Raw genomic sequence first — 19,106 nt, 5'->3', positions numbered from 1 at the left:
CTTCTTAAAGTAGAAAACAACAATTAAGAAGCATAATATCAACATTTCATTAACCAATGAGGTGTCAGGAATCTATGTCCGCTGTACTTACCGCTGAACAAGCTCTGAAATTAGTGGGTGAAATGTTTGTCTACCACATGCCGTTTAATCGGGCGTTAGGGCTGGAGCTGGAACGCTATGAAAAAGCGTTCGCCCAACTGGCCTTCAACAACCAGCCGATGATGGTCGGCAACTGGGCGCAAAGCATTTTACACGGCGGCGTGATCGCCTCTGCGCTGGATGTCGCCGCCGGACTGGTATGCGTCGGCAGCACGCTAACTCGCCACGAAACCATCAGCGAAGATGAACTACGCCAGCGCCTGTCGCGGATGGGTACGATTGACCTGCGCGTCGATTACCTGCGTCCGGGCAGAGGCAACCGCTTTACGGCCACCAGTAGCCTGCTGCGCGCAGGGAATAAAGTGGCCGTCGCCCGCGTGGAATTACACAATGAAGATCAGCTGTACATCGCCAGCGCCACCGCTACTTATATGGTGGGATAAAAGCAGGTAAACTGTTGTTACACTTCAGATACGAGTTTTCCGGATGGACGCAAAACAAACACGGCAGGGCGTATTACTCGCTCTTGCCGCCTATTTTATTTGGGGGATCGCCCCCGCGTATTTCAAGCTGATCTATTACGTTCCCGCAGATGAGATCCTGACGCACCGCGTGATTTGGTCATTTTTCTTTATGGTGGCGCTGCTTAGCGTCAGTCGGCAGTGGCGACAGGTTAAGCGCCTACTGAAAACGCCAAAGAAGATTTTCCTGCTGGCCCTGTCCGCCGTACTGGTCGGCGGTAACTGGCTATTGTTCATTTGGGCGGTAAATAATCACCATATGCTGGAGGCCAGCCTGGGTTATTTCATTAATCCGCTGGTTAACATCTTGCTGGGGATGATTTTTCTTGGCGAACGCTTCCGTCGAATGCAGTGGCTGGCGGTGATTCTGGCGGTGTGCGGCGTGCTGGTGCAACTCTGGACCTTTGGTTCACTGCCGATTATCGCGCTGGGGCTGGCGTTTAGTTTTGCGTTTTACGGCCTGGTGCGTAAGAAGATCGCCGTTGAAGCGCAGACGGGTATGCTGGTCGAAACGCTATGGCTGCTGCCGGTCGCGGCAATTTATCTGTTTGGCATCGCCGATAGCCCTACCAGCCATATGGGGCAAAACGCATTATCGTTGAACTTACTGTTAATGGCGGCGGGTGTGGTCACTACGATTCCGCTGTTGTGCTTTACCGGAGCGGCTACGCGTCTGCGTCTTTCTACACTGGGCTTTTTCCAGTATATCGGCCCAACGCTGATGTTTTTACTGGCGGTGACGTTTTATGGCGAAGTGCCGGGCGCGGATAAGATGGTGACATTTGCGTTTATCTGGGTCGCGCTGGCGATTTTCGTGATGGATGCGATTTATACGCAGCGGCGTAAGCATTAAATAATAAAATGGCAGCTATTATCTGGCTGCCATTTTATGTTATTTCTTCTTAGTAAATAGCAATACAATAAATAATATAATATTTGTTACTGGAAACACGCCCAACACACCAATAAACTTATTCCAACCAACAAACGTTAAATAGCGGGCATGGATCTGGCAAAAGCCGAATCCCAACGCTATTCCAATCCCCCTCAAATTTAATGAAGTACAAATCGACAGTACACCGAGCAGGACAATAGCAATCACCCACCATCCAATCCAGGCTTTAATGAATTCGGCTTTAGAAAAAGGGTCTTTACCAAAATAAATTTGCCAGAAATTTTTCTTTTGCATTTTATGAAATCCATTCATTGAAATTGTTAATTACCAGATAATATATTTAATTATTATCGATTGCTGTACAGCGTAATTATCATGACATTAATTACCATTGCTGTCATTAGAAAATTCAGTGTAATATATTTACATGTGAGATCTGAAGTTGGTTATCAATATGGAAAAAATAATATGATTAGGATTATTAAAGATATTTTTCACCCTTCCCCAAGGGATACATTGAAGCGAGCAAAGTTTGTTATTTATACATTATCATCATGGATAATATTATTTACTATAATGCCTAAAAACCAATATCTTAATTTAATATTTATTATTGCCAATACCTATATCTATATTAATATTGGCGCGAAGAGAATCAGAGATTCAGGTTGCAGGGCACTTTATTTCATCGCATTGTCTATAGGTGTAAATGTCTTCTGTACAGTCAGTGTCGCACTCAATGGGGCTGATTGCGATAACATTGGTATACAACTCAATATTGCCTGGGTAATACTCACAACACTACTGCTATCTTTCATCGCTTCTTCAAAACAAGAACTTTCCTCATGATGAAGAACTTCCAACGGACTGGCGGTTAAATCGCCAGTCCGTATATTTTACAGCCAGTTCTTGCGCTTAAAGTACAGATACGGCGCAAGCCCCGCCAGAATCATAAAGATAATCGCGCCTGGATAACCAAAGCTCCACTTCAGTTCCGGCATAAACTCGAAGTTCATCCCATAGCTGGAAGCGACCAGAGTCGGCGGCAGGAACACCACGGAAACCACCGAGAAGATTTTGATAATGCGGTTCTGCTCGATGTTGATAAAACCCATCGCCGCCTGCATCAGGAAGTTCACCTTCTGGAACAGCGATTCATTGTGCGGCAGCAGAGATTCGATATCGCGCAGGATCTCACGCGCCTGCTCCAGCTGTCCGCCCGGTAAGCGCGCCTTGCGCACCAGGAAGTTCAGCGCGCGTTGGGTATCCATCAGACACAGGCGTACCTTCCAGCCGATATCTTCCAGTTCCGCCAGCGTGGAGAGCGCTTCGTCGTATTCATCGCCCTGATGCCCTTCCATAATGACGCGGCTCAGTTTTTCCAGATCGCTGTAAATGTTTTCGATCTCATCCGCTAGCTGTTCAATTTTGGTTTCGAACAGATCGAGCAGTAATTCATAAGCATTACCGTCGACCATCGCCTGGCTGCGGGCGCGCATACGATACAAACGGAAGGCGGGCAGTTCGCGTTCACGCAGCGTAAACAGACGGCCATCGCGAATAGTGAATGCCACCGTAGAGTTACCGGCATGATCTTCCGCATCTTCGAAGAAGAAGAAGGAGTGGATATGCAGTCCGTCTTCGTCTTCAAAGAAGCGCGCGGATGCTTCGATATCTTCCAGTTCAGGACGCGTCGCCAGACTCTGGCCCAGCTCAGATTGTACGCGCAATCGCTCGTCGTCGTCCGGTTCGACCAAATCGACCCATACGGCATCAATCAGGCTTTGTGACTCCTCGACTTCCAGCCGGGTCAGTCGGTTTTTTTCCAGTTGAAATGCGCTCAGCATGACCGGGACTCCCAATGCGTAAAAATATCGGACAGTTCAGATGGGCACACAGAAACAAATTGGGTTTCAGACCATTAAACAGCCTGACTCAACGCGACGGGAAAAAATGAAAGGTCGCTGACAACCGCTAAGGCTATCAGCAAAAAGGGATAGCCTTAGGAGTTGATCCTGGATGACAGGATAATGAGCCAGTATCTACTGGGTGTGTCCAAGGCGAATGTCCTCTTAGCGTAATCGTGGGCGCATGTTACGCCAGCAAAAATTTGCCGTCAACACGCAACGAAACGCGAAAAAGCAATAATTTCCCCTTATGCAGAAAGGTTAGCAGAGTGAGAGTATTTATCTATGATTTCAGAATATTAACATCAATATATCGCCGGATGGCGGCTTCGCCTTATCCGGCCTACAAATCAAAATGTTAGCCAGCGCGTAGGCCGGATAAGACGCGCCATCCGGCACTATGAGAGTCGGTCAAACCGTTTCCAGCTTCGCATACGCGGCAACCAGCCATTTGATCCCTTGCCCCTGAAAAGCCACCTGCAACCGGCTATGCTCGCCGCTGCCCTCCAGGTTGACAATAGTTCCCTCGCCGAACTTCGCATGGCGCACGCGTTGGCCGAGTTTGTAGCCTGTGTCGTTTTCCGCCAGCGGCGTTCCCATTCGTTGATGGCTCACCGGACGACTGACGGTGGCGCGCAGACGGACCTCTTCCACGCACTCCTCCGGCAACTCGCCGATAAAACGCGACGGGCGATGGTAGACCTCTTTACCGTACAGACGGCGAGTTTCGGCATAGGTTAGCGTCAGTTTCTGCATGGCACGGGTAACGCCGACGTAGGCCAGACGACGCTCCTCTTCCAAACGCCCGCCCTCATCCAGCGACATCTGGCTGGGGAACATGCCCTCTTCCATGCCGACGATAAACACCTGCGGAAACTCCAGCCCTTTGGCCGAGTGCAGCGTCATCAGCTGTACCGCATCCTGCCAGGTATCCGCCTGCCCCTCGCCCGCTTCCAGCGCCGCGTGAGAGAGGAAGGCCTGCAACGGCATCAAATCTTCATCTTCGTCGTTGTAGCTGAACTGCCGCGTCGCCGTCACCAGTTCCTCTAAGTTTTCGATGCGCGTCTGGCCTTTCTCGCCTTTTTCTTGCTCATACATGGTGCGCAGGCCGGAATCTTTGATCACCCGGTCAGTCTGCACATGCAGCGGCATGTCGGCAGTTTCCTGCGCCAGGGCGTCGATCAGTTCCATAAAGCGTTGCAGCGCGCTGGCCGCACGCCCGGCCAGGGCTTTTTCCTGTAACAATTCACGGCACGCCTGCCACAATGTTAGCTGGCGATCGCGCGAGGTCTGGCGCACCACGTCCAGCGTGCGGTCACCGATGCCGCGCGTTGGGGTATTCACCACGCGTTCAAAGGCGGCATCATCGTTGCGATTGGCAATCAAACGCAGATAAGAGAGCGCATCTTTGATCTCCTGGCGTTCGAAGAAGCGCATACCGCCGTAAATGCGGTACGGCATACTGGCCTGTAATAACGCTTCTTCCAGCACGCGCGACTGGGCGTTGCTGCGATAAAGGATGGCGCATTGCGCAAGCGCGCCGCCGTTGTCCTGCCAGGTTTTGATACGGTTAACCACAAAGCGCGCTTCATCCAGTTCGTTGAAAGCGCAGTACAGAGATATCGGTTCGCCGTCAACGCCGTCAGTCCACAGCTTTTTACCCAAACGCCCGTTGTTGTTTTCAATCAGAGCGTTCGCCGCGCTAAGGATGTTGCTGGTCGAGCGGTAATTCTGCTCCAGACGAATGGTCTGCGCGCCGGGGAAATCATTGAGGAAGCGCTGGATGTTCTCTACCTGGGCCCCGCGCCAGCCGTAGATCGACTGGTCATCGTCGCCGACAATCATCACCTTACCAGTATCGCCCGCCAGCAGACGAACCCAGGCGTACTGAATGTTGTTGGTATCCTGGAATTCGTCCACCAGGATGTTAGTAAACCGCTCGCGATAGTGTTGCAGGATGTGCGGCTTGTTCAGCCATAGTTCATGAGCGCGCAGCAGTAGCTCGGCGAAATCCACCAGACCAGCGCGATCGCACGCTTCCTGATAGGCCTGATACACCTTCTGCCAGGTCTGTTCCACCGGGTTGCCATAGCTTTGAATATGGTGCGGGCGTAGCCCTTCGTCTTTCTGGCTATTGATGTACCACATCGCCTGACGCGGCGGCCACTGCTTCTCATCAAGATTCATCGCCTTAATCAGGCGTTTAAGCAAACGCATCTGATCTTCGCTGTCGAGAATCTGGAAATCCTGCGGCAAATTAGCGTCCATATGATGCGCGCGCAGCAGGCGGTGCGCCAGACCGTGGAACGTCCCTACCCACATTCCACCCTGGCTGGTCCCCATCAACTGGCCAATACGATGGCGCATTTCCGCCGCCGCTTTGTTGGTAAAGGTCACCGCCATGATGGAATATGGCGAGTTGTTTTCTACGCTCAGTAACCAGGCGATACGGTGCACCAGCACGCGGGTTTTCCCGCTTCCCGCGCCCGCCAACACCAGCATGTTGCTACGTGGCGCGGCCACCGCTTCGCGCTGTTTATCATTAAGGCTGTCGAGCAGGTAAGAAACGTCCATTGGCACCGCCGCGTAAAAACATGAAAACTAAAAACGCCCGGTGGCGCTTCGCTTACCGGGGCTACTTATCGTAGGGCGGATAAGCATAGCGCCATCCACCAGAATAACTGGGAATTTATACAGAACTACTGGTGATTATATCAGCGAGGTGAGAGATGCCAACCGAGAAATTTCGATATGCGGCAGTAAACGGCTGTCCTGCGTCCGCATCAGGTCGGCATTTTCAGGTTTAATCCAGCAGGCCTGCATCCCACAGCGAATAGCGCCAGCCACATCGGTAGTCAGATCGTCGCCGACATGCAGGATCTCGCCGATCGGCACATGCAGCTTTTCCGCCGCTAGGAAATACATGTCGCTAAACGGCTTGGAACGTCCATCCGGGCCGGCGCGCAGTACAAACTTAAAGTAATCGCCGAGACCAAACAGTTCCGGCTGGGCGTTGCCGTTAGTGATCGCCACCAGCGGCCATTTTTTCGCAAGCTGCTGTAATGTCTCATGGGTAGCCTGCGGAACCTCAATCTGGCTGCGCCATTTGGCAAAATGCATCATCGCCGCATTCGCGCCGGCAATGGCCTCCTGCGCCGATAATCCCGCATCCCGCATGGCCTGCTCTATCGCGCGATGGCGCCAGCGGGTAACGTCATGATAGATTTCCGGCTCCGCTTCACGCACCGCCTGCCGTATCCGCTGTAAATCGACGTTTTGAAACGAACGTAGCGACGGGTGATAATTTTGCATAAAAGCGAGCGCTTCCTGCTCAGTACGCAAAATCACCGGACGGTTATCATAAAGGGTATCATCCAGGTCAAAGGTGAGCGCGGCAATACGCCCCAAAGGCCGGTAAAAACGCATTATTTCCCCCGTTTAGCGCGCGGATGCGCCGCGTCGTACACTGAAGCAAGGTGTTGAAAATCAAGATGAGTATAAATTTGGGTGGTGGAAAGGTTGGCATGACCCAGCAGCTCTTGCACGCCGCGCAGATCGCCGCTCGATTCCAGCATATGGGTCGCGAACGAATGGCGCAGCTTATGTGGATGCACGTGGCTGTTTAGCCCCTGCTTTATGCCCCATTCGGCGAACCGTTTTTGGACATTGCGCGCGGAGATACGCTTGCCGAGCTTCGACAGGAATAACGCCTCTTCATCGCTGGCGAACAGGCCGCGCAGATCCAGCCAGTGCTCAATCCACGTCACCGCGTTACGGCCAATCGGCAGGCGTCGCTCTTTGCTGCCTTTACCCATTACCCACACTTCTCCGGTATCGAGATCGAGGTGCTTTATATCCAGGCCAACCAGTTCGGATAAACGCAGCCCCGCGCCGTACATGACCTCCAGCATCGCCCGGTCACGTACGGCGAGCGGATCGTTAAGATCGATGTCCAGCAGGCGGTTAACGTCGTCGACATCAATATTTTTCGGCAGATGACGCGGCGCTTTCGGTGCGGAGACGCCCTTCGCCGGGTTAGCTTTCAATTCGCCCTGACTGACTAACCAGTCAAAAAAGCTTCGCAATGCCGAGAGACGTAGCGCCAGACTGGCAGGGCCAAGCCCTTTACGCCGACTGCGCACCGCAAAACTGCGCACAATCGCAGCGTCACATTGTTGCCAGCTTTTCAGCCCGGCTTCTCCGGCTAAAGCGATAATGGCATCAAGCTGACGCTGGTAGTTCAGCAGGGTAATGGGGCTAAGCTGGCGCTCCACGCCTAAATAGCGCAGGAACCGCGAGACATCCTGAGAAAGCGCGACATCCGTCATACGCGTTTAATCCAGCGTTCCAGCAGTTCCGGCAGCATCAGCGCGATCTCCTGTAAAAGCTGCGTCCCCTGCCCCGGCTGATAGTGGTGCGGGTCACGGCTGCTGAAGAGAATCACCCCGAGGTCGCCATCGCTGCCCATCATCGACATAGCTACCGAGCCTACAGCCTTCGCCTCCGGCAAGACCACCAGCAGTTCCGGGCCGTTTAGCGGGCCAAGATAATGCTGCGACTGTCCCAGTCGTTGAATACGCAGCGGCTCGAAGGCCTGACGGTTTAAAGCCAGATGCGTATAGCGCGATGGCGCTCCAAGACGCCACCGATCCGGGAACAAACGCAGCGTCGCGCCGGCAAGCCCCAAATCGCGCGCCCAGCGGTGAAACCGCATCAGCATCTCATCCAGACTATCCGCGGCGACCAGACGGCTTTGCTGATGCAGCAAGCGATAAAACAGGCTTTCATTGGCATGAGCCTGTTCCATCAGCAGCGTCATATTTTCTTCAAGCACATTGATGTGATTACGCGCGCGGGCCATATGCCACTCAACGAGCGAAACCGTTCCCCGCACGGGATGTGGAACACGCATCGCTTCCACGGCATGGGCGTTACGGATAAAAAACTCAGGGTGGTGGCGCAGGTAATCGACGACCGCTCGATCGTCCAGTTCCGTGAGCGTTTCCTGTAGTTCTTCCTCTGGTTGCTTCATAAATGGATAAATCCGTCGTAGATATGTGCCGCCGGACCAGTCATGTATAACGGATGACCCGGACCTTTCCAGGCGATATCCAGCCGACCGCCCGGTAATTCCACGCGTACTTCTTCAGCCAGCAGCCCCTGCTGAATCCCCACGGCAACGGCAGCGCACGCGCCGCTGCCGCACGCGCGGGTCTCCCCTGCGCCGCGTTCATAGACTCGCAGCCGGATATGCTCGCGTCTTACAACCTGCATAAAACCAATGTTGGCGCGTTCGGGAAAACGCTCATGGCTTTCCAGAACCGGCCCCAGCGTTTCAACGGCCGCCGTGTCGACGTTATCAACCTGAATAACACAGTGCGGATTGCCCATTGAAACCACGCCGCACAGTATGGTCTGTTCCGCCGCTCGCATAATATACGTCTTTTCCGCTTTGTTGGCGCGAAAAGGCACCTGCGCGGGTTCAAAGTTTGGCTCCCCCATATTCACCCGCACCAGTTCATCTTCCGTGACGCTCAGTACCATCCGGCCATTCGCGGTACTGACCCGAATGTCGCGTTTATTGGTTAGCCCTTTCAGGCGAACAAATCGCGCGAAACAGCGCGCGCCATTGCCGCACTGCGAGACTTCACTGCCGTCGGCGTTGAAGATGCGGTAATGAAAGTCCAACTCAGGATCATAGGGCGGCTCAACCACCAGCAGCTGATCGAACCCTACGCCCAGGTGTCTGTCGGATAGCCGACGAATCAGTTCCGGCGAAAAAAAGACATTCTGCGTTACCGCGTCGACGACCATAAAATCGTTGCCAAGGCCATGCATTTTAGAGAATTGCATCATTCACTCCGTTCACGCGGGGACAGAAAACTATCCTCAGTAATTGACCTGGGACGGGCCATCTCCCGTTGCGCGATCGTTCTTATCGGGCATCGTGGACTGCGTTTGCGAATCGACTTTTTTCGTCGGCGGCGGCGCATTTTTATCGGCTGGCGGGAAATAAAGCGGCCCTTTCAAACCGCAGCCCGTCAGGCTGAACAGAGTCAGAAGTACAGCGAGTGTCTTAAACACGTTTTTCATTATGGATTGCCTGTAAGTTCATGCTTTCTATTTTCTATCATCGCAGGAGAAGGCGTAAAAGCAAGCGTTTAGGGGCTCTTTATAAAATCTGAAAAGCGGCGCGTTGCCATGATTATTGCGCATTTACATCAGGGAACATGCTTTGCTAATCACTTTAGGTTTACGTACCACGTCCGGATGACCTTATGCAATATCGTAATTTGTTTTGCCTTTTTTCGCTTTCACTTCTGCTGCCTCCCGCCTGGGGATACCGGCTGAGTGAATCTCCGCACAATGTTTATCAACGGCAAGGCAGCGGCGTGGTTTATCTCCAGCCAGAAGAGGAGAACAATCTTTCGTTGCCGGAGGTGAATTTCAAACGCCTGCGTCGGTTACCCAATTCATTGATTAACCCGGCAACTCAGGGCTGGAACTGGATAGCACAGCCCCCTTCCTGAACCAGAAAATTAACGCCGGAAAAGAGCATGGCTATTTTATGCGTGATAGCCAGCAAGGTCAGGGTATTCATGTCTTTAGCATCAATGGGCCGCTAAAAGTCACCGAGCGTTTTGCGTATGACAACCGCTATGTTTATACGTGGATTGGCAGCCAGCTTTACCGAACAGCATCCCCCTGCCCGGATAAGACGCATACTCTGAATAGGAACGTCATGTACACCAACAATAAAGACATCATCATAACGCAGGCACCGGAATGCCAAAAATGACGCCGCTAAACCGTTTTGCGCGTTTGAATAAACATCTGAAAAACGCCCTTCGGGGCGTGGGGATCGGTTCATGCATTTACGTCATTGTTGAAAGCGTTATGCACGGCACGATAAACGGTGTTGAAGCTGCCGGGGTTCTGACGATAAGCGCGGTACTCGGTCTGCTTAGCGCTCTTTTGGATATCAAAGCAAAGCCGCGCGCCCCCTTAATCCTGTTGCATTTTCTCCTCTGCAGCGGCTGCGTCGCGCTGATGGTGGCAATGCTGTCGGCTCTGAACCATTTCCCGGTTAACGCGTCCGTCATACTTATCACCAGTGCGCTATTTATCGTCATTTATCTACCGCTGGGTTTTATCCTTTACCGCTCACAACGGTAATTCGTATCGGTTCCAGAAGCTGACGCTTCCCCTTATACTAGCGCTATCACTAAATAGCGGGATAAAACAATGAACGACAGTGAATTTCATCGCCTTGCCGACACTCTGTGGTTAGCCATCGAAGAACGCCTCGATAGCTGGGACGGCGACAGCGATATCGACTGCGAAATCAACGGTGGCGTGCTAACCCTCAGCTTTGAGAACGGCAGTAAAATCATTATTAACCGTCAGGAGCCGTTGCACCAGGTGTGGCTGGCGACCAAACAGGGCGGCTATCACTTTGACCTGAAAGATGACGAGTGGGTTTGCGATCGCAGCGGCGAAACCTTCTGGGATCTGCTGGAGCAGGCGGCAACGCAGCAGGCGGGTGAAAAGGTGAGTTTTCGTTGATTTATTTGCCGGATGCGCTTTGCTTATCCGGCTTACTGTAGGCCCGGTAAGGCGTAGCCGCCACCGGGCGAAAATCCTCAGGAGAAATACTGCTGCAATAGCGGCGCGTCATGATCCTGGTTTGCTGGCGGCACGGTGTTGATAGGCTGCGTACGGAATGGGATCACCTGCGCGCGGCCATCGGTTTTCACTATCTGGTAGAACTGCGGCAGGTTGAAGTTGATAAAGCTGGAGCCATACGTGAAGCGATCGTGCGATGACGAATAGAAGCGACTGACGTCGCGCACCAGTTCTTCCTTGCTACCCTCGCAGTGGTGATACACTTCCGCCCGGTTACTTTCATCCAGAATATAAATATTAAAGCCTTTCTCATCGCCCGTTTCTTCAAAGAAGAACTGGATGATCCCTTCGCTGGCGAAGCCATCCACCACTGACGGCAATTTCACCTGGTTGGTTTCCACCTGTACCGACAGCCCGTGCAGCTTGTTATGCGAAATCGCGCCGTAGAATTCGATAGCGTTCTCCAGCTTCTGCACCGAGACATTCAAGCGTTCGAAGAATAGTCCCCACGTCTGCCCGGAAACCCGCAGCGCCTTGAAGCGACCGGTCTCCTGACGGGTGCTGGAAAGACGTAGCTCGATACATTCGGAGACCAGTTGCTGCACGCGGGTGCGAATCAGACCGCGAAGATGCTGACTGTAACAGAACACCTCCACGCTATCCGGCGGCGCGGCATCCTGGTGCATTTTCCCCAGAATCGTTTTCAGCGCTTCGATCATCGCCTGCTCGCCGTTAAAGTGCAGAGTACGCACTTCGTTCCACGAGTTGCGATATAACAAGTCGATACTGCCTATCAGACAGTTTTGCTCTTCGCCAAAGCTGAAAACGTCCAGCTTACGGAAGTCAAAATGGACCACTTTATTGCGAAACGCCGCCGTCGGGTCATATTCGAGGTTAACGATAATCGCCAGATGGCGAATTTCACAGGGGCTGTAGAACGCTTTCGGCGTCGGAGCAGGCAAGCGCAGCGGGAAATGGTGCGAAACATCGGCGACCATCTCCTGCAACTTAGGCAGGTCGACAATACCGTTGCCCTTAATAAACAGATGCGTTCGCGACGTCAGCAGGCCGTTGAACCACGCCCACGCGACCAGCTTATTAAGATAACGGTTATATTCCAGCGGCTGATGGCTGATGATGGAATCCATGTTCGGCGCGCGGTTGTAGAGATACCAGCCTGAACGGTTGGCGCGTCCCGGCGGCACATGGATAAAGGTTAAATTCGGCTCGGACAGATCCGGCGATATCTGCGGGTTCACCAGCGTGACTTTACCCGGCAACGCTTCAAAAGCCGCGTACAGCTTACGCGTCAGTACGCCGATATCCTGCGGGCTGGCACTCACGCTGAGGTTGTTGCGCCGCGCAAAGCGAATCAGATTACGATAGCTTTGCATCATGGCGTCGAGCAATTCGTTGTGGGCTTCGCGCACCTGATCGATTTTCCAGTTTGCGCGATTATCGAGCATGGTCAGACGCGCGTCGTCCCATCCCCACTCGCTGACTAACTGGCTTAATACTTCCCGACGCCAGCCTACGCAGGCGCGCTCGCGACTTAATTTCTCGCACACTTTCAGGTAAAAGCAGCGGCGGACTAAATCCAGCCGCGTCGGATCTTCAATCGCCGTCAGGTATTCAGTGACCCGTTCCAGCATCATGCAGTAGGGATCGAGTCCAAACGATACGATTTCACCGTCATGCAGACGTTGTTTAATATCTTTCGCCAGCAGACGTGGGTTGGGATATTCCCATGAGTAGGCTTCCAGCAGCAGCGTTTTCAGCACCGCTTTGTACGGCGAGTCAATGCTCTTGTATAGCTGCCACAGGCTGGCGCCAAAGTACTCTTCGGCGGAGAGCGAGCTTAAGCCCCCCAGATCCAGCCATTCGTTTGGCGTTAATACGCCCTGCGCGTAGAGCGTCATGACATAGTCGTCGTAATGCTCTTCTTCGTCGCACGGCACCATACTCCACAGGATACGCTTCCCGGCCAGGCGCACAGCGGTACGATAAAACTCATCAAGCAACAGGATATGCTGCGTAGAACCACAGTCTTCCCCGCCCAGACTGCCGCTTTCGTTATGGCGGAAACGGTTCTCGTCGATCAGGAAGAAGCTCACCTCAACGCCAAGCGAGGCGGCCCAGCTTTCCAGCAGGCTACACTTACGTTGCAGCAACTGACGCTCTTCGCCGTCGAGCCAGGACTGATGGCACACCCAGATATCCAGGTCGGACGAGCAGCTCTGCCCGACCGAGGAGGTGCTGCCCATGGTGTAAACACCGGTAATCGGCAGCTCGCCCTTCGGCGGGTCCTGCGGCGTCATACCGCGGTACAGCTCAAGTTCGTTCAGATAGTGGCGTTGGGTTTCATCAGGCGTGTAGAAGCAAATACCGCTGGGAACGTTACCATCAAGGTAACCCGGCATCAGTGGATGGTGATAGTGCAATAATGTCGGCAGAAGACTGTAAACCTGCTGAAAAGCGGGTCCCATGGCAGCAAGCGCGCGATCCACACGCAGTTGATTTATGGCATCCAGTCTCTGTTTCAGAGTCTCAATATAGAGGTACAAGACGTATCGCCTGATGTTGCTACCCGTCATGGTGCAGGTCAGTACTTGACCGTCGCCATTCGGGATAAACCGTATGTCAAAAATAACCGTTACCCTTTCTCGCCTGCATATTTTTATCTAATACCGACGAAAAAATGGTCTAAAACGTGATCAATTTAACACCTTGCTCATTGACCGTAAAGAAAGATGCGCTACATACAAGTGTAGCACCGTTCGCTGCGTGTAAATTCTTAAATACGGGCTGGCGGTTTCTCGTCATTATTCACTGTCCTTGACGACACTGCGCCTTATCCTCTCACTCACGGTGACCGGAAAACTAACATACTCTCTATAAGGATGTTAGGATGGTCAATGATTGATAATGACGGTAACAAGCATGTTAGACAATGTTTTAAGAATTGCCACACGCCAAAGTCCCCTTGCGCTTTGGCAGGCACATTATGTCAAAGACGCATTGATGGCAACCCATCCGGGACTGACGGTAGAACTGGTGCCGATGGTCACACGCGGCGACGTGATTCTCGATACTCCCCTGGCGAAAGTGGGCGGTAAGGGACTGTTTGTTAAAGAGCTTGAAATCGCGCTGCTGGAAAAACGCGCTGATATCGCCGTGCACTCTATGAAAGACGTTCCGGTGGCCTTCCCGGACGGTCTCGGTCTGGTGACCATTTGCGAGCGCGAAGATCCGCGCGACGCGTTTGTCTCGAATAAATATCACAGTCTGGACGATCTGCCCGCGGGTAGTATCGTCGGGACGTCCAGTTTGCGTCGTCAGTGTCAACTGGCGGAACGCCGTCCGGACCTCATTATCCGTTCGTTACGCGGCAACGTCGGCACACGTCTCGGCAAGCTGGACAACGGCGACTATGACGCCATTATCCTGGCCGTGGCCGGTCTGAAACGCTTAGGTCTGGAGTCGCGCATTCGCACAGCCTTGCCGCCCGACATTTCGCTTCCTGCCGTAGGCCAGGGCGCCGTCGGGATTGAGTGTCGTCTTGACGACGCGCGAACGCAGGCGCTGCTCGCACCGTTGAATCACTCGCAAACCGCGCTGCGCGTAACGGCGGAACGCGCTATGAACACCCGCCTGGAAGGCGGTTGTCAGGTGCCGATTGGCAGCTATGCAGAAATCATCAACGGTGAAATTTGGTTACGCGCGCTGGTTGGAGCGCCGGACGGTTCGGTGATGGTGCGCGGCGAACGTCGTGGTTCTCCCGAGCAGGCGGAGCAAATGGGCATCTCGCTTGCAGAGGAACTGCTGGAAAACGGCGCGCGCGCGATTCTGACGGAAGTTTATAACGGCGAGACGCCCGCATGAGTATTCTGATCACCCGCCCCTCTCCCGCAGGGGAAGCGTTAGTGAGCCGTCTGCGCGCACTGGGGCAGGTGGCCTGGAGTTTTCCACTGATTGAATTTGTCGCCGGTCGGGAGCTACCCACCCTGGCCGACCGCCTGGCGACACTGACGGAAAACGATCTGGTTTTTGCCCTTTCACAGCACGCCGTCGCCTTTGCTCACGCCCAGCTCCAGCGGGATGGCCGAAACTGGCCTGCGTCGCCGCGCTATTTCGCGATTGGCCGCACCACGGCGCTCGCCCTTCATACCGTTAGCGGGTTCGATATTCGTTATCCATTGGATCGGGAAATCAGCGAAGCCTTGCTACAATTACCTGAATTACAAAATATTGCGGGCAAACGCGCGCTGATTTTGCGTGGCAATGGCGGCCGCGAACTGCTGGGCGAAACCCTGACAGCGCGCGGAGCCGAAGTCAGTTTTTGTGAATGTTATCAACGATGTGCGAAACATTACGATGGCGCGGAAGAAGCGATGCGCTGGCATACTCGCGGCGTAACAACGCTTGTTGTTACCAGCGGCGAGATGTTGCAACGGCTCTGGTCGCTGACTCCCCAGTGGTATCGTGAGCACTGGTTACTACGCTGTCGGCTATTGGTCGTCAGTGAGCGTCTGGCGCACCTCGCCCGGGAACTGGGCTGGCAAGATATTAAGGTCGCTGATAACGCCGACAACGATGCGCTGTTGCGCGCATTACAATAACTCTCATAATGGGATGCCATAATGACGGAACAAGAAAAATCCTCCGCCGTGGTTGATGAGACCAGGGAGAGCGTGGAAACCACGCCACAGCCAGTTAATACCGAGAAAAAAAGTAAGAACGGCGCCGCGCTGGTATTAAGCGCGGTGGCGATTGCGATTGCCCTGGCGGCAGGTATTGGGCTTTATGGCTGGGGGAAACAGCAAGCAACCGCGCAAACGGAAACCAGCGATGCGCTGGCGACGCAACTGACCGCCTTGCAAAAGGCGCAGGAGAGCCAAAAAGCGGAGCTGGAAGGGATTATCAAAAAACAAGCGGCGCAGTTAGATGACGCGAATCGCCAACAGGCGGCGCTGGCGAAACAGCTTGATGAAGTACAACAAAAAGTCGCCACTATTTCCGGCAGCGATGCCAAAACCTGGCTGCTGGCGCAGGCTGATTTCCTGGTGAAACTCGCCGGACGCAAGCTGTGGAGCGATCAGGACGTCACTACCGCCGCTGCGCTGCTCAAAAGCGCTGACGCCAGTCTGGCGGACATGAATGACCCCAGCCTGATTACCGCACGACGCGCGATTACTGACGATATCGCCAGCCTGTCATCCGTTGCGCAGATCGACTACGACGGCATTATTCTCAAGCTCAATCAGCTCTCTAACCAAATCGATAACCTGCGTCTGGCGGATAACGATACCGATGGTTCGCCGATGGATTCAGACAGCAGCGAGCTGTCCAGCTCGTTAAGCGAATGGCGTGTTAACCTGCAAAAAAGCTGGCAGAACTTTATGGACAGCTTTATTACCATTCGCCGCCGCGATGATACCGCCGTACCGCTGTTGGCGCCCAACCAGGACGTCTATTTACGCGAAAATATTCGCTCCCGCCTGTTAGTCGCCGCGCAGGCCGTGCCACGCCATCAGGAAGAAACATACCGTCAGGCGCTGGATAACGTTTCGACCTGGGTTCGCGCTTATTACGATACTGACGACGCCGCGACAAAAGCCTTCCTGGAGGAGATCGATAAATTAAGCCAGCAAAATATCACGATGGATCTGCCGGAAACCCTGGGAAGCCAGGCGATTCTTGAAAAACTGATGCAAACCCGCGTGCGTAATCTGCTGGCGCAACCGACAGTCTCTACGGCAGCGCCTGCCACGCAGACAGACGCTCCGGCAGCCGCGCCGCAAGGAGAATAATGATGCTAAAAGTATTATTGCTCTTTGTGTTGTTGCTCGCGGGTATCGTGGTCGGCCCGATGATAGCCGGTCACCAGGGCTATGTGTTAATCCAGACCGATAACTACAACATTGAAACCAGCGTCACCGGCCTGGCGATCATTCTCATCGTCGCTATGGTGGTGCTATTCGCCATTGAGTGGTTACTACGCCGTCTGTTTCGTACCGGCGCGCACACCCGCGGTTGGTTTGCCGGTCGTAAACGCCGTCGCGCTCGCAAGCAGACCGAACAGGCGCTGCTGAAGCTGGCGGAGGGCGACTATCAGCAGGTTGAAAAGCTGATGTCAAAAAATGCCGACCATGCTGAACAACCGGTGGTAAATTATCTGCTGGCGGCAGAAGCGGCGCAGCAGCGCGGCGATGAAGCACGCGCTAATCAGCACCTTGAACGTGCGGCAGAGCTGGCGGGGAACGACACCATCCCGGTCGAGATCACGCGCGTGCGCTTACAGCTGGCGCGCAATGAAAATCACGCAGCGCGTCACGGCGTGGACAAACTGCTGGAGGTCACGCCGCGTCACCCGGAAGTTCTGCGTCTGGCGGAGCAGGCCTATATTCGCACCAGCGCATGGAGTTCGTTACTGGATATCATCCCATCCATGGCGAAAGCGCACGTCGGCGATGAAGCGCATCGCGCCATGCTCGAACAACAGGCGTGGATAGGACTCATGGATCAGGCGCGCGCCGAGCAGGGCAGCGAAGGATTACGCACCTGGTGGAAAAACCAAAGCCGTAAAACCCGCCATCAGGTGGCGCTGCAGGTCGCAATGGCCGAGCATCTGATCGAATGTGACGATCATGATATGGCGCAGCAGATTATCATTGACGGTCTGAAACGCCAGTATGACGATCGGCTGGTGCTGCCCATTCCTCGCCTCAGAACCAATAATCCGGAACAACTGGAGAAAGTGCTGCGCCAGCAAATCAAGACGGTAGGCGATCGCCCGCTGTTATGGAGCACGCTCGGCCAGTCGCTAATGAAACACGGTGAATGGCAGGAGGCGACCCTGGCTTTCCGCGCCGCGCTGAAACAACGCCCGGACGCGTATGATTATGCCTGGCTTGCCGATGCGCTTGATCGACTGCATCAACCGGAAGAGGCTGCCGCCATGCGGCGCGACGGCCTGATGCTGACATTACAGAACAATCCCCCGCAGTAATTCCCTCTTGCCCGGTGGCGCTTCGCTTACCGGGCCTACCGCCTACACAAAATCATTCGAGATGCATAAAAAAACGCCTGCCCGGTTAAGGGGCAGGCGTCAAAACAGGTCTGTATGACAACATAAAGGGGTGCTTCACTCAACGTTGTGTCCAGGGTGTTTGATGAGGCGTAAGCGACATCTGTCAGTGGACGATAAGCACCGTAAACGGCTCTGCATCATTCCTGAGTTTATGAGGCCAGAAGGCGAACATAAGAGATGGAATGAGCATCTACCCGTACATTATTGCACATAACGTGCCATCTTTGCACCGCTAAAAAACAGGCGCAGGCATTAAAAAAACGTAGACAATTCACGCGATTGTCATCCCCCCGCCGCTGGCGAGGTTTTAGCGTGTCGCCCGGCGGAGACAGAACAGGATGCTTTTTACAAAGTGATTATAAATCAATAGATTACTCGTCACCGAATAGCGACAAATGAAGCCTGGGATATCGCCAACAAATCATAATGGCAACACGTGCGGGATAAGGGGTTGAAAAGGAACAGAAAACAAAAAACCCCGCCGAAGCGGGGTTCAAAATTGGTCGGCGAGAGAGGATTCGAACCTCCGACCCACTGGTCCCAAACCAGTTGCGCTACCAAGCTGCGCTACTCGCCGATATACTGCTTTTTTGAATTTTTAGTTCAATTCATTGAGTCGTGGTGCGAGGGGGGGGACTTGAACCCCCACGTCCGTAAGGACACTAACACCTGAAGCTAGCGCGTCTACCAATTCCGCCACCTTCGCGTTTCACAACTCTATATTAATGGGGTGGCTAATGGGATTCGAACCCACGACAACTGGAATCACAATCCAGGGCTCTACCAACTGAGCTATAGCCACCACTGAAACTTTTTACGCGGTATTAAACCACCGCAGCTCAAGCACCTAAATAAATGGTACGCCCGACAGGATTCGAACCTGAGACCTCTGCCTCCGGAGGGCAGCGCTCTATCCAGCTGAGCTACGGGCGCTTAGCGCCGTTGCGGGGGTGGATAATACGGACTTC

The 19,106-nt window shown here is 53.7% G+C and carries 20 protein-coding genes, 4 tRNA genes and 1 pseudogene; 11 read left to right on the top strand and 14 right to left on the bottom strand.

Annotated features, from left to right (window positions below):
• The first annotated feature begins 74 nt into the window (after positions 1 to 74).
• Positions 75 to 542 (top strand): acyl-CoA thioesterase YigI, encoded by a 468-nt coding sequence (yigI, locus tag ACLJRU_RS20465; RefSeq protein ID WP_001277136.1) that lies wholly within the window; start codon positions 75 to 77, stop codon positions 540 to 542.
• Positions 543 to 585: 43 nt separating this feature from the next.
• The gene (gene rarD / locus ACLJRU_RS20460) at positions 586 to 1,473 is read left to right on the top strand and encodes an EamA family transporter RarD (RefSeq protein ID WP_000339081.1); all 888 of its coding nucleotides are present in this window, start codon (positions 586 to 588) and stop codon (positions 1,471 to 1,473) included.
• Between the two features lie 39 nt (positions 1,474 to 1,512).
• On the opposite strand, the gene ACLJRU_RS20455 is transcribed toward rarD, so the two are convergent.
• The gene (locus ACLJRU_RS20455) at positions 1,513 to 1,809 is read right to left on the bottom strand and encodes a hypothetical protein (protein WP_001170054.1); all 297 of its coding nucleotides are present in this window, start codon (positions 1,807 to 1,809) and stop codon (positions 1,513 to 1,515) included.
• A gap of 174 nt (positions 1,810 to 1,983) precedes the next feature.
• Between ACLJRU_RS20455 and ACLJRU_RS20450 the strand changes: the two genes are divergently transcribed.
• Positions 1,984 to 2,364 carry a hypothetical protein gene (locus ACLJRU_RS20450; protein WP_023235412.1) on the top strand — a complete coding sequence of 127 codons (381 nt, stop codon included), beginning with the start codon at positions 1,984 to 1,986 and terminating at the stop codon, positions 2,362 to 2,364.
• 47 nt (positions 2,365 to 2,411) lie between these two features.
• On the opposite strand, the gene corA is transcribed toward ACLJRU_RS20450, so the two are convergent.
• The 8 genes from corA to lptM form a co-directional block, all read right to left on the bottom strand.
• Positions 2,412 to 3,362, bottom strand: coding sequence for a magnesium/cobalt transporter CorA (gene corA, locus ACLJRU_RS20445; RefSeq protein WP_000947139.1), 951 nt, complete (start codon positions 3,360 to 3,362; stop codon positions 2,412 to 2,414).
• Positions 3,363 to 3,517: 155 nt separating this feature from the next.
• Positions 3,518 to 3,574 (bottom strand): YsgD/CorL family protein, encoded by a 57-nt coding sequence (ysgD, locus tag ACLJRU_RS20440; protein ID WP_212723238.1) that lies wholly within the window; start codon positions 3,572 to 3,574, stop codon positions 3,518 to 3,520.
• A gap of 259 nt (positions 3,575 to 3,833) precedes the next feature.
• A complete protein-coding gene (gene uvrD / locus ACLJRU_RS20435) occupies positions 3,834 to 5,996 on the bottom strand; it encodes a DNA helicase II (protein ID WP_000383436.1) in 2,163 nt (720 codons plus the stop codon).
• Between the two features lie 135 nt (positions 5,997 to 6,131).
• On the bottom strand, positions 6,132 to 6,848 hold the full coding sequence (yigB, locus tag ACLJRU_RS20430; RefSeq protein ID WP_001213560.1) for a 5-amino-6-(5-phospho-D-ribitylamino)uracil phosphatase YigB: 717 nt from the start codon (positions 6,846 to 6,848) through the stop codon (positions 6,132 to 6,134).
• Positions 6,848 to 7,750, bottom strand: a complete 903-nt coding sequence (xerC, locus tag ACLJRU_RS20425; RefSeq protein WP_000132872.1) for a tyrosine recombinase XerC — start codon at positions 7,748 to 7,750, stop codon at positions 6,848 to 6,850. The genes yigB and xerC overlap by 1 nt, the downstream gene beginning before the upstream one ends.
• Entirely contained in the window at positions 7,747 to 8,454 is a 708-nt protein-coding gene (locus ACLJRU_RS20420; protein ID WP_001541196.1) for a DUF484 domain-containing protein, read from the bottom strand. Before ACLJRU_RS20420 ends, xerC begins: the two co-directional genes overlap by 4 nt.
• Positions 8,451 to 9,275 carry a diaminopimelate epimerase gene (dapF, locus tag ACLJRU_RS20415; RefSeq protein WP_001160671.1) on the bottom strand — a complete coding sequence of 275 codons (825 nt, stop codon included), beginning with the start codon at positions 9,273 to 9,275 and terminating at the stop codon, positions 8,451 to 8,453. Before dapF ends, ACLJRU_RS20420 begins: the two co-directional genes overlap by 4 nt.
• Before the next feature lie 36 nt (positions 9,276 to 9,311).
• Positions 9,312 to 9,515 (bottom strand): LPS translocon maturation chaperone LptM, encoded by a 204-nt coding sequence (gene lptM, locus ACLJRU_RS20410; RefSeq protein WP_000799903.1) that lies wholly within the window; start codon positions 9,513 to 9,515, stop codon positions 9,312 to 9,314.
• A gap of 185 nt (positions 9,516 to 9,700) precedes the next feature.
• Here lptM and ACLJRU_RS20405 point away from each other — a divergent pair, with 185 nt between their 5' ends.
• From ACLJRU_RS20405 to cyaY, 4 genes and pseudogenes are all read left to right on the top strand, one after another.
• A complete protein-coding gene (locus tag ACLJRU_RS20405; RefSeq protein WP_001541195.1) occupies positions 9,701 to 9,952 on the top strand; it encodes a hypothetical protein in 252 nt (83 codons plus the stop codon).
• Positions 9,922 to 10,221, top strand: a pseudogene (locus ACLJRU_RS20400) (hypothetical protein); the annotation flags it as partial. The gene ACLJRU_RS20405 and the pseudogene ACLJRU_RS20400, both read left to right, overlap by 31 nt.
• Positions 10,209 to 10,598, top strand: a complete 390-nt coding sequence (locus tag ACLJRU_RS20395; protein ID WP_001125567.1) for a DUF3021 family protein — start codon at positions 10,209 to 10,211, stop codon at positions 10,596 to 10,598. The pseudogene ACLJRU_RS20400 and the gene ACLJRU_RS20395, both read left to right, overlap by 13 nt.
• Positions 10,599 to 10,667: 69 nt before the next feature.
• Positions 10,668 to 10,988, top strand: coding sequence for an iron donor protein CyaY (gene cyaY, locus ACLJRU_RS20390; protein ID WP_000999962.1), 321 nt, complete (start codon positions 10,668 to 10,670; stop codon positions 10,986 to 10,988).
• Between the two features lie 77 nt (positions 10,989 to 11,065).
• On the opposite strand, the gene cyaA is transcribed toward cyaY, so the two are convergent.
• Complete coding sequence (gene cyaA, locus ACLJRU_RS20385) at positions 11,066 to 13,612, bottom strand: class I adenylate cyclase (RefSeq protein WP_023235411.1); 2,547 nt, start codon at positions 13,610 to 13,612, stop codon at positions 11,066 to 11,068.
• A gap of 376 nt (positions 13,613 to 13,988) precedes the next feature.
• Here cyaA and hemC point away from each other — a divergent pair, with 376 nt between their 5' ends.
• The 4 genes from hemC to hemY are packed head-to-tail and all read left to right on the top strand — an operon-like array spanning position 13,989 to position 18,057.
• Positions 13,989 to 14,930, top strand: a complete 942-nt coding sequence (gene hemC / locus ACLJRU_RS20380) for a hydroxymethylbilane synthase (protein WP_023235410.1) — start codon at positions 13,989 to 13,991, stop codon at positions 14,928 to 14,930.
• Positions 14,927 to 15,667 (top strand): uroporphyrinogen-III synthase, encoded by a 741-nt coding sequence (hemD, locus tag ACLJRU_RS20375; protein WP_000025495.1) that lies wholly within the window; start codon positions 14,927 to 14,929, stop codon positions 15,665 to 15,667. Before hemC ends, hemD begins: the two co-directional genes overlap by 4 nt.
• A 21-nt stretch (positions 15,668 to 15,688) precedes the next feature.
• Entirely contained in the window at positions 15,689 to 16,858 is a 1,170-nt protein-coding gene (gene hemX, locus ACLJRU_RS20370; RefSeq protein WP_000138959.1) for a uroporphyrinogen-III C-methyltransferase, read from the top strand.
• 2 nt (positions 16,859 to 16,860) lie between these two features.
• A complete protein-coding gene (hemY, locus tag ACLJRU_RS20365) occupies positions 16,861 to 18,057 on the top strand; it encodes a protoheme IX biogenesis protein HemY (protein WP_001546072.1) in 1,197 nt (398 codons plus the stop codon).
• 581 nt (positions 18,058 to 18,638) lie between these two features.
• Here the strand turns inward: hemY and ACLJRU_RS20360 are convergent.
• The 4 genes from ACLJRU_RS20360 to ACLJRU_RS20345 all read right to left on the bottom strand — a co-directional run bounded on the left by ACLJRU_RS20360 (position 18,639) and on the right by ACLJRU_RS20345 (position 19,071).
• A tRNA-Pro gene (locus ACLJRU_RS20360) sits at positions 18,639 to 18,715 on the bottom strand.
• A gap of 42 nt (positions 18,716 to 18,757) precedes the next feature.
• Positions 18,758 to 18,844: transfer RNA gene (locus tag ACLJRU_RS20355), tRNA-Leu, on the bottom strand.
• A 20-nt stretch (positions 18,845 to 18,864) separates the two neighbouring features.
• Positions 18,865 to 18,940, bottom strand: a tRNA-His gene (locus ACLJRU_RS20350).
• Between the two features lie 54 nt (positions 18,941 to 18,994).
• Positions 18,995 to 19,071, bottom strand: a tRNA-Arg gene (locus ACLJRU_RS20345).
• Positions 19,072 to 19,106 lie beyond the last annotated feature (35 nt).

Origin of the sequence: Salmonella sp. SAL00653, from assembly GCF_046552515.1 — a bacterium.
Classification (GTDB): Bacteria; Pseudomonadota; Gammaproteobacteria; order Enterobacterales; family Enterobacteriaceae; genus Salmonella; species Salmonella enterica.
This window is presented reverse-complemented; position numbering and strand designations above follow the sequence as displayed.